Origin of the sequence: Sutterella seckii (assembly GCF_009183815.1) — a bacterium.
GTDB classification, from domain to species: domain Bacteria; phylum Pseudomonadota; class Gammaproteobacteria; order Burkholderiales; family Burkholderiaceae_F; genus Sutterella; species Sutterella seckii.
On record NZ_WEHX01000010.1, the window covers coordinates 18396 to 31831 of the forward strand.

Consider the following 13436-nt stretch of genomic DNA (forward strand, 5'->3'; position numbering starts at 1 on the left):
TGCTTTCTTCCCGGAGCCCGGTCACCTTCCGCTTCAAAGAAGAGGACGACAGGAAAAACAACTGCCGTCCTCTTTCCTATAATGCGTGGCGATTGACTGAACTTTTTTCGGTCCTCTAGCGAGGACCATGCGATCATGCCCATTTACGCATACAAGTGCACTTCCTGCGGATTTGAAAAGGATTTCCTGCAGAAGATGAGCGACAAGCCCCTGTCAAAATGCCCGAAGTGCGGCAAGGACACCCTGAGAAAGGAGCTTTCAGCCCCTGGCTTTGAGCTGAAGGGCTCCGGCTGGGCTGCCACCGACTTCAACAGCGGCCCCAAGGCTGTTCCGGCTGCTCACGTGCATTCGGATAAATAATCCCCGGAAATCCTTTTGCTGCGCCATAGCTTCCCAATATGCGGCGCAGCTCCAGAAAGCCGTGCCGCGACCACCTTCGCAGCGCGGCTTTTTTCGCGCAACGCATCATGCTCAAGAAATACTTTTCCGCAGGCCTTCTGCTCTGGGTGCCTCTCGCGATCACGCTCTGGGTTCTCGAAAGCCTCATTCGCTGGTCCGACGTCGTCCTGAATCTTCTGCCGCCCGAACTCAATCCCGAAAAACTCATCGGCTTCGAGATCCCGGGGCTCGGCCTTCTTCTCGCAGCTGCCGTCATCCTCATCACCGGCGTGCTCGTCGCCAACATGCTCGGACAATGGGTCGTTTCGCGCTGGGAGTGGTTCCTCGACAAGATCCCCGTGGTGCGGCCGATCTATTCGGGCGTAAAGCAGATCCTTGCAACGGTCCTCTCCGACCGGACGCAGAGCTTCAGGGAGGTCGTGCTCATTGAGTTCCCGATCTCAGGCTGCTGGACCTACGGCTTCATCGTGGCGACTCCCGGGAAGGAGACGCTCGAAACGCTCTCCGCCACGGAGATGGTGACGGTTTTCGTGCCGACGGCGCCCAATCCCACATCGGGCTACGTCATCATGGTCGAGCGCGACAAGCTCCATAAGACCTCTGCCACCATCGAGCAGGCCTTTAAATTCCATGTCTCCCTCGGCGTCATGACCCCTGAAGGCGCCCTCAGGGGAGCGTCCGAAAAGCGCGACGCTTCAGCAGAAAATCAGGCAAAAAAGCCCGCCGGTTAGGGGAAAACGCGCTCGCGAGGCGGTCTTTCGAGCTAAACTCATGCTACGGCTTGGTCCCGGAGCGCTGCCGCTACAAACGACGGAACGCCGGACAACCCCCAAGCGCGACAGATTTCAAGGCAGCTCCCCAGCCTCGAAAGGGTTTGGGGCGCGCTATTTTTTCATACCCTGCTGGCCCTGCGGCCAGCAACTCTGGGAGCTTTTATGCGAACCGTGTACTCTGGCTTGGTTGATGAGTCCTTCATCGGCCAGACTGTGACCCTCTACGGTTGGGCCCATCGTCGCCGCGACCATGGCGGCGTGATCTTCATCGATCTTCGCGACCGCGAGGGTCTCGTGCAGGTTGTCTGCGATCCGGATCGTCCGGAAGTGTTTGCCACCGCCGACCGCTGCCGCAACGAATACTGCCTCAAGGTCGTCGGCGTCGTCCGCGCGCGTCCTGAAGGCACGAAGAACGACTCCCTGATCTCGGGCGGCGTCGAAGTTCTCTGCCACGAGCTTGAGATTCTCAACGCCTCGTCCACGCCTCCGTTCCACCTCGACGACGAGAACCTCTCCGAGACGACCCGCCTCACGTACCGCGTGCTCGACCTGCGCCGTCCGGTCATGCAGAAGAACCTGCGCACCCGCTACCGCACGGCGATGGCCTTCCGCAAGTTCCTCGACGCCAACGGCTTCATCGACATCGAAACGCCGGCCCTCACGCGCTCCACCCCTGAAGGTGCCCGCGACTACCTCGTGCCGTCCCGCGTTCAGGAAGGCTGCTTCTACGCTCTGCCGCAGTCCCCGCAGCTCTTCAAGCAGCTCCTGATGATCGCCGGCTTCGACCGCTACTACCAGATCGTCAAGTGCTTCCGCGACGAAGACCTTCGCGCCGACCGCCAGCCTGAATTCACCCAGGTCGATATCGAAACCTCGTTCCTCAACATGGACGAGATCCGCGGCCTGATGGAAAAGCTCGTCCGCACGGTCTTCAAGGAAGCGATCGACGTTGATCTCGTTGATCCGTTCCCCGTCATGCTCTACGACGACGCGATGGCGATGTACGGCTCGGACAAGCCCGATCGCCGCATCAGCCTGCGTCTGCACGAAGTGACCGACATCGTCGCCAACTCGGCCTTCAAGGTCTTCTCCGGCGTCAAGTCGCTCCACAACGGCAAGGTTGTAGCCATGTGCGTCCCGGGTGCTGCTTCCATGCCGCGCTCCGAAATCGACACCTACACCGAGTTCGTCAAGATCTACGGCGCCAAGGGCCTCGCCTACATCAAGGTGAATGAACTCGCCCGCGGCCGCGAAGGCCTCCAGTCGCCGATCGTGAAGAACCTCTCCGACGAAGAGCTCAAGGCGATCCTTGAACGCGTCGGCGCCAAGGACGGCGACGTGGTCTTCTTCGGTGCGGACAAGGCGAAGATCGTCTGGGACAGCCTCGGCGCCCTGCGTCTCAAGATCGGCCACTCCGAATTCGGCAAGGAGCACAAGCTCTTTACGCCGGGCTGGAAGCCCCTCTGGGTCGTCAACTTCCCGATGTTCGAGTACTCGGAAGAGGAAGACCGCTGGGTTGCCTGCCACCATCCGTTCACCTGCCCGCTCGACGGCGACGAGGACAAGCTCCTCACGGATCCGGAACACTGCTACGCCAAGGCCTATGACTGCGTTCTGAACGGCTGGGAAATCGGCGGCGGCTCGATTCGTATCCACCGCGAGGACATTCAGGAGAAGGTCTTTGCCGCGCTCAAGATCGGCCCCGAAGAGGCTCGTCAGAAGTTCGGCTTCCTCCTCGATGCCCTCAAGTTCGGTGCGCCTCCCCATGGCGGCCTCGCTTTCGGTCTCGACCGCATCGTTGCCATGATGGTCGAAGCCGATTCGATCCGCGACGTCATCGCCTTCCCGAAGACGCAGCGCGCTCAGTGCCTCCTCACGCAGGCTCCGTCGACGGTTGACGAGAAGCAGCTGCGCGAGCTTCACATCAAGCTTCGCCGCGAACCGAAGAAGGAAGAGCAGTAATCACTCTCTGACGACTTCGTTCAGGGAGCCTCATTTCTGAGGCTCCGCCGGAAGCCCCGCCCAAACTGCGGGGCTTTCTTTTCTTTATTCCCTTCCATTTCTCCGCCCGGACACCCTCACATGCAAAGCCTCTGGATGCTCGCCGCAGCCTTTCTCTTTTCGCTGATGGCCGTCTGCACGAAGCTCGGCGCAGAGCACTTCTCCACCTTTGAGCTTGTCTTTTACCGTTCGCTTTTCGGCATGATTGTGATCGCGCTCTGGGTGCTTCTTAAGCGGCAGACGCTCCGAACGCAATTCTTCTTTTCACATATGAAGAGAAGCTTCTTCGGCACGCTCGGCCTCACGATCTGGTTCTGGACCCTCGGCGTTCTGCCCCTCGGCACGTCCATGACCCTCAACTACACAAGCCCGCTCTATATGGCGCTCTTCGTTTCCGTGATCGCGCTTCGAGCCGGCCGCCGTCCGAGCCTCGGGCTCCTCGCGGCTATTGCGGCAGGCTTCATCGGCGTTGTCCTCGCGCTTCGCCCGGAAGTGCATGCGGGCGAGGAGCTCGCCGCAGCAATCGGGCTTTCCTCCGGATTCTTCTCTGCGCTCGCCTACATGCAGGTAAAGGGGCTCACCAAAATCGGCGAACCCGACTGGCGCATTGTGTTTTACTTCACGCTATTCGGAACCGTCTGCGGGCTCCTCGGGCAGCTTGTCACTGCGGGCGGTCTCAATCCAATCCGGACAGAGGACCTCCCGGCGCTTCTCGGGATCGGCGTAACGGCAACCCTCGCGCAGCTTTGCCTCACCCGCGCATGGGGCGCCGGCAACATGCTTCTCACGAGCGCTCTCCAGTTCTCCGCCATCGTCTTTGCTGCAGTACTCGGCCTCATCTTCTTTGCCGAACCCATTGCTCCCGCCACAGCGATCGGCATCGCGATCATCATCGTGGCAGGCGTTTCGGCCACAGTGCTCACGAAGCGCACGCCGCAGAAATAAGGCTTCAGCGGATTTCCAGTCTGCCGCCTGAACGAAGGACGTCATTCCAGTCCGTTCCGGGTTCAGGCGGAATATGGACCGCTACCTCGATATCCGGGCGGCTTCTGCGGATGCGGGCGGCCAATTCATAAGCCCCTGCCGCTCCGGCATAAGAACGGTCGTTGTCGCCGCAGATGTGAATCTTCTTCACGCCTTCGGGCACCTCGCCGAACTTTCTGAGGCCTGTGAGCGAAATGGCGCTCCAGACAGGAAGCCCCGTCATTTCATGAACGGAAAGCGCTGTTTCGATGCCTTCGGCGAGGCAGAGAATCGCCGTAGGCGGAAAGAGCCGGATGAGGCCGTCCTCAATTGCGCCCGGGGCGAGCTTCTTGGGAGATGAAAGAGGCGCCTTGCCGCCGTCAGGCGTCAGAAAGGTTCTGTGAAGGGTAATGATCCCGCCGCTCCCGTCCGTCACTGCCGCGAGAAGCACAGGGTACCTTCCGGCAGAACGGCGTTCTCCGTCCTCATTCGTTTCCCAGGCCTCAGTCTCCGCTTCCGCACGGAGCATTGCGCTCGCGTCGCAGGCCCCGAGTCCGCGCGAAGCGAGGTACTTCCACTGAGGCGATTCGCGGCTCAGGTCCCTGAGCGGCACAGCCGCATTCCAGAAAGCGAGATTGCGCTCCCTTCTGCGAACGGTTTTTTCTGCTTCCGAAAGCCCCTCCGGACGATGGCAGAAGCTTTCACGCTGATGCTCAATCCCGAGATATGCCTCCAGCCAGCGCAGCGTTTGCGGAAAGGTTGACCCCCTGAAGCGCTTCACAAGCTCGATGCCGTCGCCATACCCGCAGCCCCTGCAGTACCAGCGCCCGTCGGGCTCGTTGCGCTCTCCTTTGAGGAGACTGAAGCGATCTCGTCCGCCGCAAAGCGGGCACGGACGATTTGACTTTACAAAGTGCCCGGGATCCATCCCGGCAGCGGCGAAAATTTCGGGCCAGCGCCCCTGAGCCGTATGTTTGATGCGGTTGAGGGCAGAGTCCATTCAGGGCGCTCCCGGGTGAAATGAAAAAAAATCAGAATGAAAGCAGCCAGTGATCCTGGTCTTTCCAGGGATCAAGCGTATAGCCCACTTCCGTCACAATGCCCTCAGGGTTGAACTGCACCCAGCAGGCCATGTCGAAAGCGCCTTCATCCTTGAAGCGGTACATCCAGGCATGCTGGTTCGAGAGGGCGAACTCGTACTTCTGCGCACACTTGCCGAAGAGATTCCAGACATCCTTTTCAGTAGAGACGCCCGGCTTGATGAGTGCAAAGTGTTCGCTATCGAGCGCATTGATGCGGCTCACAAGCTTCCCGGCCTTGTCGAGCGTAAGCCACCAGACTTCCTGCGCGGCGCCCTGGCCGGAGTAAACGAGCCGCGTACTGCCGTCAGGCAGCGTCACGCGGGCATCGGGATTGCCGAGATATTCAACAATCTGGCTGTCGCTCTCTCCCATGTCAAGGAGCTGCGGATGCGCGCAGGCAGCAAGAAAAAAGGGAAGAACCAGCACAGCGCAAAGCGCTCTGCAAAGACGCTTCTTCATTTTGCCTTTCCTTTCGGGAGCGACTCCACCGGAGCAGTCTTCTCGGCCCAGTCGCACTCGAGATCATCAATCAGACGCTTCATCGCGTCCTTGAATTCCTTTTTGCCGACGCCGAGGAGAACGGCATCCTCATAGCTTTCGGCAAGCAGTTCAGCGATTTCGTGCCAGTTTTCCTCAAGCACGCGCACAGATTCCGTGCAGGAAACGGTCGTACCGTCGCAGCGCAGCCATTCGCGAGGGGCGGGTATGGGCTTTTTCACTCTTTGTCTCCAGGCTGACGTCCGTACGTTTTGAATTTCTGCACGACCCGCGCCATCTCATCAGCCGGAATGAGGCGCGGTTCGCCCAGCGAACGAACAATACAGTACTGCCGGGCGAGATTCTCTACTTCGGCCAGAAGCTGAATGGCTTTCGCAAGCGTTTTCCCGAGCGCGAGCGATCCGTGGTGCTCGAGCAGACAGGCATTCTTCTTCTGAAGCGCCTCTGCCGCCCGCAGGGCGAGCGCATGCGTGCCGAAGGTCTCGTAGGGAACCACGTCGATCGAATCGCCACCCGCCGCCGCCACCATGTAGTGGAAGGCCGGAATCGGCATGTTCTGGCACGCCAGAGCCGTAGCGTAGGCCGAGTGACAGTGCGCAACAGCACCTGCATCAGAACGGATGCGGTACACCTCGGCATGCATCTCCCACTCGGAGCTCGGAAGCCGATTGCCTCTGCATCCGCCGCTTTTCAGATCAATAAAAACGATGTCTTCAGGGATCAGCGCTTCATACGGGATCCCGGTAGGCGTAATCAGGAAGCCTTCCCGAAAGCGCGCGGAGATGTTTCCGGATTTGTTGACGTTGATGCCGCGGCGATTGAGTTCGCGCGCCGTTTCAATCACGGCGCGCCTCAGCGCAAATTCCTCAGAGTCCTGCATTTGCAATCTGATCCTGGAAGGCCGCAGCAAGGTTGGTGGGCGAAAAAACGCCGCGCTCGGTGATGATGCCGGTGATGAAGCGGTTGTGCGTCACGTCGAAAGCCGGATTCGCCGCAGACTCATTGGGAGAGGCAAGCTGCACGGTGGCAACCTCGCCCGACCGGTCAATGCCTCGAAGCGAAAGGACTTCGGACGCTGAGCGGTTTTCAATCGGGATTTCCCGCTTGCCGTCATTCAACTTCCAATCGATCGTCGACGAGGGCGCCGCCACATAGAAGGGAATTTCATTGTCCTTGGCAGCGAGCGCCTTGAGATAGGTGCCGATCTTATTGGCAACGTCTCCCCGCCGCGTAATGCGGTCGGCGCCGACAATCACCATGTCGACCGCACCCTTCTGCATGAGTTCGCCGCCGGCATTGTCGGCAATGATGGTATGGGGAACGCCCTGCTGCCCGAGCTCCCAGGCCGTGAGGAGCCCCTGATTGCGCGGCCGCGTCTCGTCTACCCAGACGTGTACGGGCGTGCCCCTTTCAAAGGCGAAGTAAATCGGCGCAAGCGCCGTGCCGTAGTCGACGGTAGCGAGCCACCCGGCATTGCAGTGCGTGAGGATGTTGACCGGACGGCGAAGCTTTCTGTAGAGCTCGGCAATCAGACCGTAGCCCGCATCGCCGATCGCTCGCGAAAGCATGACGTCTTCCTGCGTCATCGCTTCTGCGAGCTTCATGGCAGCCGCAAACCTCAGGGACGGCTCCCGGGGCAGAAGCGCCGCGAGCATCCGCTGCACAGCCCAGGAAAGATTCACCGCTGTCGGGCGGACATTCTGAATCTGCTCGGCCGCCTTGAGGAGCGCGGCATTTTCAGGATTTTCCTTGGTCGCAAGCACAACAGCCCAGGCGCCGGTAATGCCGATCAGCGGCGCGCCGCGAACGCGCATCACATCAATCGCCTCCACGCAGTCGCGCCAGTCTGACAGCACGCGCTTTTCAAATCGATAGGGCAGAAGCGTCTGATCGATGATCTCGACGGCCGTTCCGTCGTCGAGTGCGCGAATGGTGCGGGTGGGGATGCCATTGACCTTCATACATTTACCTCCGGGGAATCTGCTCCGCTGCGGAAAGCGTCATTCCGCGTGCAGGACCGCTCTCTGAAAAGAGACCTGCAGAGAGTTGAGAGTTTGCGCGCTTTGAAGCAGAGAAGAGCCGGAAATATTCGCAAAAACCGATCCTCCGGCCCCTATATTGCAGTTTAGCAAGCACTTGCCGGAAGGTCTCTCCGGCTACACTCTCGAGTGCACGCACTTTCCGCATGGCCGATTCATGTTGAGCTCAAAGCTATCCGCCGCACTTTCCCCGCGCTCGGTCGCCGTCATCGGCGCGAGCAGCAACCCGGGCAGCCGCGGCTATTACGTCTGGCGCTCCGTTCTTCTTTCAACGGGACTCGAACGCCTGTGGGCGGTAAATCCCAAGTACCGCTTCATCGGCGAGCGTCCCTGCTTTGCGGATGCATCCAGAATTCCGGCGGACAAAATCGACCTTGCCATCCTCTGCGTAGGAAGAAAGCACCTTCCAGCCGCACTCAGGCAGCTCGCCGAGAAGCCGCCCGAAGCCGTGCTCTTTGCACCCCAGGAGGAAGGTCCGCTCTCCGACCGCTTTGAAATTGAAGAACTCCTCGAATCTGCCAGCGCGATGGGGGCAAGACTCATCGGCCCCAACTCCATCGGCATTCTGAATCCCGCCAAAGGCATCAATGCGAGCTTCTGGCCTCGCATGCCTCAGCCGGGCGGAATCGCGCTCATCACCCAGTCGGCCATGGTTGCGACCGGGCTCATGGATCATGCAGAGGAATCGCGCCTCGGCTTTGCCGGCATCATCAACACCGGACTCGAAGCCGACATCAGCATGGCCGAATGCATTGAATGGTTCTCTGCGAATGCCGCTGCCCGCGTGATTGCGATTGAAGTTGAGGCGCTGCGGAACCCGAGGGCCTTTGCGTGCGCCGTGAGAAAGGCATCTCAAACAAAGCCCGTCATCGTGCTTCGCGCCGGTCCGGGCTCAGGCTATGCGGCCGACAGACTCGCCGCCGGCCGCTTCGGCACGGATGCGGGCGACGACAGAGCATTCGATGCGCTTCTTGCCGCCTCCGGCGCCCTGCGCGTGCGCTCCTATGAGGAATTCTGCGCCGCAGCCGCTGCCTTTTCCTCGGGCACGCTTCCTGCCGGCCGCTCTGCCGCCATCATCGCCAACGACAGCGGCGTAGCCGCGCTTGCGGCCGATGCCGCCGACTCCGCGGGGATCCTCATCCGGGGGCTTTCCAATCGAACCATTCAGGCGCTCCACAAGGCGCATCCGGAAGAGCACATTCCCGTCAACCCCGTGGTTCTCGGCGCCAGCGCTCCCGGAGAACGTTTTGCCGGGACCCTCAGCATGGTGCTTGACGACCCCGGAATCCACGGCGCCGCCGTGGTTGTCGGACCGAGCCCGGTTTCAACGCTCGATCCGACGCTTTCTGAAATCGCCCGCGCAGCCATGAAGACCTATAAGCCGGTCTTTGTTTCCTGGATCTCCAGCCGCAGCACGCCGGTCGTGCGCCGGCAGCTCGCGGCATTTCCCGATTCGCGCATCATCCCCGTACGGACGCCCGAGCTCGCAATGCGCGCCTTCGGTCTTCTTGCGGAACGCGAGGACCTCATCCGCGAGCGCCGCTCGCCGCCTCAGCACGGCAGGAGCTCGCTCAAAAAAGAGAAGCTTGACGGCATCCGCACGCTTTTTGAGCACGTTCTTCATTCAGGCCGGCATGTACTCGGCCCCAGGGAAGTGCGGGAACTCATCAGCGCGCTCGGACTTCTGCCGGTCCCGGCGAAGCTCACCACGTCGCTTGCGCAGGCAATTGATGCTGCAAAGGGAATCGGCTGGCCCGTCGCCATCAAGGCCGTAAGCGAAGGCCTCGGAAGCCGAAGCGCCTCAGGTCTCGTTTTTCTTTCCATCTCGGGACCGGACGAACTGGCTCAGGCCTGGGAAAAGCTCACCGCAAATCTTGAGGATTTTTCTCCTCTTGCCCGTCCCGAAGGCGTGCTGGTCGAAAAAATGGCGTCCCACTCCCTTGAGCGTGAGCTGAGGCTTTCAATCCGGCTCGATGCCGTGCTCGGCCCCGTCGTGGAGTTCGGCGGCGCCGGCCTCGCTTCTTCCCTCTACGGCGACCGCGCCGTAGGGCTCCCTCCCATTTCCCGCCTCGCAGCCGAACGAATCGCCAGAGCCCCGAAAGCGGCCCTGGCGCTCGGCGACTACCGAGGTCTTCCGGAAATCAACTGGGAGACCCTTTTCGGTGCGATCTGCCGGCTTTCGGATCTCGCCGCCGCAGTCCCGGCGCTCCGGGAACTCCGCCTTGAACCGGTGGTACCGGTGCCTGAAGGCCTTCTCGTGCTTGACGCTGAAGCAGCGCTTTATGATGCGCCGCTCGCCGCCGACCGCAGCTTCAGTCATCTTGCGCTCCAGCCTGCCCAATGGGAGCTTCTGCGCCCCATCGAGCTTCGTTCCGGGAGGACGCTCTATCTGCGCGCGCTCATTGAAGACGACTTCCCGCTTCTGAAAGACTTCATTCACGAGCTTTCGGAAACCTCCCGCTACTATCGCTTCCACACGAATGCCGCGCTTTCCGACGAGCGCATCGCAGAACTCAGCCGTCCGGACTGGTCGGCAGGCGGCGCCTGGGTGCTGGCCGAATCGCCGGACAAGTCCGCGCGCATCGCCGCCTGCGGGCGATGGTCGGCGCTTGCCGAAGATGAAGCGGAATTCGGCATCTGCGTGCGCGACGACATGCATCGCCTCGGCATCGCCCGCAGACTTCTTCTCTGGCTCGAATCTGAAGCATTCCTCGAGGGTTTCCATAAAATGACGGGCTACGTTCTGCGCGGCAACGAACCGATGGAAAGCTTCATGCGGTCAAGCGGCTACGAAGCCGCTCCCGCTCCGGCGGTTTCCCCGACGGTTGCCTGGAGCAAAACGCTCCGCAACTCCTGAAACAAGTGAAATCATGAGCATTCAGACCACCCTTCAATACGGGATTCTTCATCTCACCATCGACCGCAAGGAGCGGCGCAATGCACTGACGTGCGACATGTTCCGCACCCTCGCAAAGGCACTCACGGATGCCGAAAGCGACCCGAAAGTCCGCGTCGTGCTGCTTAAGGGCGCAGGTTCCGTCTTTTCCGCCGGCGCGGACCTTGAGGAAATGCTTGCGGCACCGGAAGATGCGGAAGCTGCCGCCGGCGAATTTTTTGCTGCCATCCGGGCCTTCACGAAGCCCGTCATCGCTCAGGTGAACGGTCCCTGCGTGGGCGAAGCCTTCACGGCGCTCCTTTACTGCGATCTGGTTTATGCAGGTCCTCATGCACTTTTCTCTCTCCCCTCGGTAGCGCTCGCACGCACGCCGCGCTGGGGCGCCGGCGCCATCATCACGGCCGCCGCAGGGTTCCCCAAAGCCGCCGAAAAGCTCCTGCTTTCCGAGCCCATCAGCGCGGATGAAGCGGAAGCGATGCGCCTCATCACGCGCGTCGTTGAGGACGAGCACCTCGACAATGTCGTCGCCGCCAAGACGGCGCGCCTTGCCGTGCTGCCGCCCCTTGCCGTGGCCGGCACCAAAGCCGTTCTCAAGGCCGCCCGCAGCGAGGAAATTGAAAAAAGCATCCGTCTTGAGGAAGAAATCTATGCCCGCCAGAGCGCAACGCCTGAGGCGGCAGAAGCGCTCAAAGCCTTCCTTGAAGGGCGGCGCCCGGTCTTCCAGACGGAAGATTAATTTGCACCAAATTGGTGCTTAGGCACCGTAATGATGCATAACAAAATGCCCTGCAGACTCAATGCAGGGCATTTTTTCTTGTGCGGACCCCATTTCCTCTGCTCCCCGTGTTTGGCACGGCTATTGCTTCAATAGTTATTACAGGTTCGCCCCGATACGTATACGGCACCTGCAGCATTCCAAGAGACCATTCAGAGATCAGGAGCCAGATATGTTCAAGATTTCCCGCCGCACAGCCATCGCCGCTGCCACATGCCTTCTTGCCGCCAGCACCGCCGTGAGCGCGGCAGAACTGACGGGCACGCTCAAGAAAGTTCAGGAAACCGGCTCCATTACGCTCGGCTACCGCGAAAGCTCGGTTCCCTTCTCCTACCTCAATGCCGACGGCAAGCCCACCGGCTACGCCTTCACGGTCTGCCAGCGCGTTGCGGACTCCGTCAAGAAGGAGCTTGGTCTTTCGAAGCTTGACATCAAGTATCAGGCAGTCACCTCCGCCAACCGCATTCCGCTCATCCAGAACGGCACCGTCGACATCGAATGCGGCTCGACCACGAATTCGCTGAAGCGTCAGCAGGAAGCTGCCTTCTCGGTGAGCTATTTCGGCATTCAGGTCTCCGCAGCTGTCTGGAAGTCGAGCGGCATCAAGACGATCGACGACCTCAACGGCAAGACCATCGCGCTCACGTCCGGCACCACCTCCGTTGCGCTCACGAAGGCCTATGAACGCGATCACAAGCTCAAGTTCCGCTACCTCATGACGAAGGATTTCGCGGAATCGATGCAGCTCGTCGCCAACAAGCGTGCCGACGCCTTCATCATCGACGACGTGCTGCTCGCCGGCCAGATCGCCAACCTGTCCAATCCGCAGGACTTCACGATTCTTGATGCTGCGCTCTCCGTTGAACCTTACGGCGCCATGTTCCGCAAGGACGATCCTCAGTTCAAGGCTCTCGTCGACAAGACCGTCACCGACATGATCAAGTCAGGCGAGCTTGAAAAGCTCTACACGCAGTGGTTCGAGTCGCCGATCCCCCCGAAGAACACCAACCTCAACTTCAAGATGAACTCCTACACGAAGGAGCTCTTCAAGAACCCGAGCGACAAGGGCATCTGATCCGGCCCTGCCGTCTCTGATTGATCTTTTTCAATCCCGGATGCGGTCTGCTAGCACTTTGGCTGCATCCGGGATCTTCTTCAAACGTCACAGACTCCCGCCCCGGACGGAGCTCCCCCTCAGGCACCTGACTGAGGGCTTCACGGGAAGACCCCCTTGAGAAGCACCGTCTGAGAGATAAAAAGAGGATTGCGTCATGGCGCTCAATTTCAGTCTGGACTCGCTCCTTGAGCAGTCCCTCCTTACAGAGGACCCCTGGTGGGTCTACATCCTCAACGGCGCCTGGTGGACGATCGGCCTCACCATCGCCGCTTTTGCGCTTGCGCTTCTGATCGGCATCATCGTCGGCACCCTGCGAACAGCGCCGAATAAATTCGTCCGCGGCCTCTGCGAAGCCTGGATTGAACTCTTTCGCAACATCCCTCTGATCGTCCAGATCTTCATCTGGTACTTCGTCGTCCCCGAACTCGTTCCCTGGTACAAGGACTGGCTCATTGAAGTCGATCCTGCCGTCGGACAGTTCGTCACCGCCTTCATCTGCATGGGGCTCTTTACGTCCTCGCGTATTGCCGAGCAGGTCCGCGCCGGCATCTCATCGCTCCCGCGGGGGCTCCCCAACGCAGCAAAAGCGCTCGGCTTCACGACCGTTCAGGCCTATGTCCAGGTCGTGCTCCCGATGGCCATGCGCCTCATCGTGCCGCCTCTCACGAGCGAATCGATGAACCTCGTCAAGAACACCGCCGTCGCCATGACGATCGGTCTCCCGGAACTCACGATGCGCGCCAACGAAATGGGTGAAAACACCTTCACCTTCTTCGCCGCCTATCTGTGGGCCACGATTCTCTACATCATCATCGCTCTCGTCGTGAATCAGCTCATGGCCTGGGTCGAGAAGAAGAGCGTCATTCCCGGCTTCATCGCCGCCAAGTAAGGAG

12 protein-coding genes and 1 pseudogene are annotated in these 13436 nt (G+C 60.4%); 8 read left to right on the forward strand and 5 right to left on the reverse strand.

What is annotated here, in order from left to right; translation table 11 throughout:
• Positions 1-135 precede the first annotated feature (135 nt).
• The 4 genes and pseudogenes from GBM95_RS03180 to GBM95_RS03195 all read left to right on the forward strand — a co-directional run.
• Positions 136-339: pseudogene (locus GBM95_RS03180) on the forward strand (FmdB family zinc ribbon protein); the annotation flags it as partial.
• Positions 340-467: 128 nt separating this feature from the next.
• A complete protein-coding gene (locus tag GBM95_RS03185; RefSeq protein WP_152157758.1) occupies positions 468-1130 on the forward strand; it encodes a DUF502 domain-containing protein in 663 nt (220 codons plus the stop codon).
• Positions 1131-1334: 204 nt separating this feature from the next.
• Entirely contained in the window at positions 1335-3134 is a 1800-nt protein-coding gene (gene aspS / locus GBM95_RS03190) for an aspartate--tRNA ligase (RefSeq protein WP_152157759.1), read from the forward strand.
• Between the two features lie 120 nt (positions 3135-3254).
• Complete coding sequence (locus GBM95_RS03195; protein WP_152157760.1) at positions 3255-4118, forward strand: DMT family transporter; 864 nt, start codon at positions 3255-3257, stop codon at positions 4116-4118.
• Between the two features lie 4 nt (positions 4119-4122).
• On the opposite strand, the gene GBM95_RS03200 is transcribed toward GBM95_RS03195, so the two are convergent.
• From GBM95_RS03200 to mtnA, 5 genes are read right to left on the reverse strand one after another with little or no spacing between them, the layout of a single operon-like run.
• Positions 4123-5136, reverse strand: coding sequence for a DUF7146 domain-containing protein (locus GBM95_RS03200; protein ID WP_152157761.1), 1014 nt, complete (start codon positions 5134-5136; stop codon positions 4123-4125).
• 31 nt (positions 5137-5167) lie between these two features.
• Positions 5168-5677: a hypothetical protein gene (locus GBM95_RS03205; RefSeq protein WP_152157762.1), complete on the reverse strand. Its 510-nt coding sequence runs from the start codon at positions 5675-5677 to the stop codon at positions 5168-5170.
• Positions 5674-5937, reverse strand: coding sequence for a hypothetical protein (locus GBM95_RS03210; RefSeq protein WP_193222557.1), 264 nt, complete (start codon positions 5935-5937; stop codon positions 5674-5676). The genes GBM95_RS03205 and GBM95_RS03210 overlap by 4 nt, the downstream gene beginning before the upstream one ends.
• Positions 5934-6596, reverse strand: a complete 663-nt coding sequence (locus GBM95_RS03215; protein ID WP_152157763.1) for a class II aldolase/adducin family protein — start codon at positions 6594-6596, stop codon at positions 5934-5936. The genes GBM95_RS03210 and GBM95_RS03215 overlap by 4 nt, the downstream gene beginning before the upstream one ends.
• A complete protein-coding gene (mtnA, locus tag GBM95_RS03220; RefSeq protein ID WP_152157764.1) occupies positions 6583-7677 on the reverse strand; it encodes an S-methyl-5-thioribose-1-phosphate isomerase in 1095 nt (364 codons plus the stop codon). The genes GBM95_RS03215 and mtnA overlap by 14 nt, the downstream gene beginning before the upstream one ends.
• Positions 7678-7912: 235 nt before the next feature.
• On the opposite strand from mtnA, the gene GBM95_RS03225 reads away from it, so the two are divergent.
• The 4 genes from GBM95_RS03225 to GBM95_RS03240 all read left to right on the forward strand — a co-directional run bounded on the left by GBM95_RS03225 (position 7913) and on the right by GBM95_RS03240 (position 13432).
• Positions 7913-10612 (forward strand): bifunctional acetate--CoA ligase family protein/GNAT family N-acetyltransferase, encoded by a 2700-nt coding sequence (locus GBM95_RS03225; RefSeq protein ID WP_152157765.1) that lies wholly within the window; start codon positions 7913-7915, stop codon positions 10610-10612.
• Positions 10613-10625: 13 nt separating this feature from the next.
• Positions 10626-11387: an enoyl-CoA hydratase-related protein gene (locus GBM95_RS03230; RefSeq protein WP_152157766.1), complete on the forward strand. Its 762-nt coding sequence runs from the start codon at positions 10626-10628 to the stop codon at positions 11385-11387.
• A 211-nt stretch (positions 11388-11598) separates the two neighbouring features.
• On the forward strand, positions 11599-12501 hold the full coding sequence (locus tag GBM95_RS03235) for a transporter substrate-binding domain-containing protein (protein ID WP_152157767.1): 903 nt from the start codon (positions 11599-11601) through the stop codon (positions 12499-12501).
• Positions 12502-12697: 196 nt separating this feature from the next.
• A complete protein-coding gene (locus GBM95_RS03240; RefSeq protein ID WP_152157768.1) occupies positions 12698-13432 on the forward strand; it encodes an amino acid ABC transporter permease in 735 nt (244 codons plus the stop codon).
• The last annotated feature ends 4 nt before the right edge of the window (positions 13433-13436 follow it).

What these genes read in the sequence shown, in the direction of transcription:
- GBM95_RS03185 (WP_152157758.1), top strand. Translation starts at nt 468, where the DNA reads ATGCTCAAGAAATACTTTTCCGCAGGCCTTCTGCTCTGGGTGCCTCTC.
- aspS (WP_152157759.1), top strand. Translation starts at nt 1,335, where the DNA reads ATGCGAACCGTGTACTCTGGCTTGGTTGATGAGTCCTTCATCGGCCAG.
- GBM95_RS03195 (WP_152157760.1), top strand. Translation starts at nt 3,255, where the DNA reads ATGCAAAGCCTCTGGATGCTCGCCGCAGCCTTTCTCTTTTCGCTGATG.
- GBM95_RS03200 (WP_152157761.1), bottom strand. Translation starts at nt 5,136, where the DNA reads ATGGACTCTGCCCTCAACCGCATCAAACATACGGCTCAGGGGCGCTGG.
- GBM95_RS03205 (WP_152157762.1), bottom strand. Translation starts at nt 5,677, where the DNA reads ATGAAGAAGCGTCTTTGCAGAGCGCTTTGCGCTGTGCTGGTTCTTCCC.
- GBM95_RS03215 (WP_152157763.1), bottom strand. Translation starts at nt 6,596, where the DNA reads ATGCAGGACTCTGAGGAATTTGCGCTGAGGCGCGCCGTGATTGAAACG.
- mtnA (WP_152157764.1), bottom strand. Translation starts at nt 7,677, where the DNA reads ATGAAGGTCAATGGCATCCCCACCCGCACCATTCGCGCACTCGACGAC.
- GBM95_RS03225 (WP_152157765.1), top strand. Translation starts at nt 7,913, where the DNA reads ATGTTGAGCTCAAAGCTATCCGCCGCACTTTCCCCGCGCTCGGTCGCC.
- GBM95_RS03230 (WP_152157766.1), top strand. Translation starts at nt 10,626, where the DNA reads ATGAGCATTCAGACCACCCTTCAATACGGGATTCTTCATCTCACCATC.
- GBM95_RS03235 (WP_152157767.1), top strand. Translation starts at nt 11,599, where the DNA reads ATGTTCAAGATTTCCCGCCGCACAGCCATCGCCGCTGCCACATGCCTT.
- GBM95_RS03240 (WP_152157768.1), top strand. Translation starts at nt 12,698, where the DNA reads ATGGCGCTCAATTTCAGTCTGGACTCGCTCCTTGAGCAGTCCCTCCTT.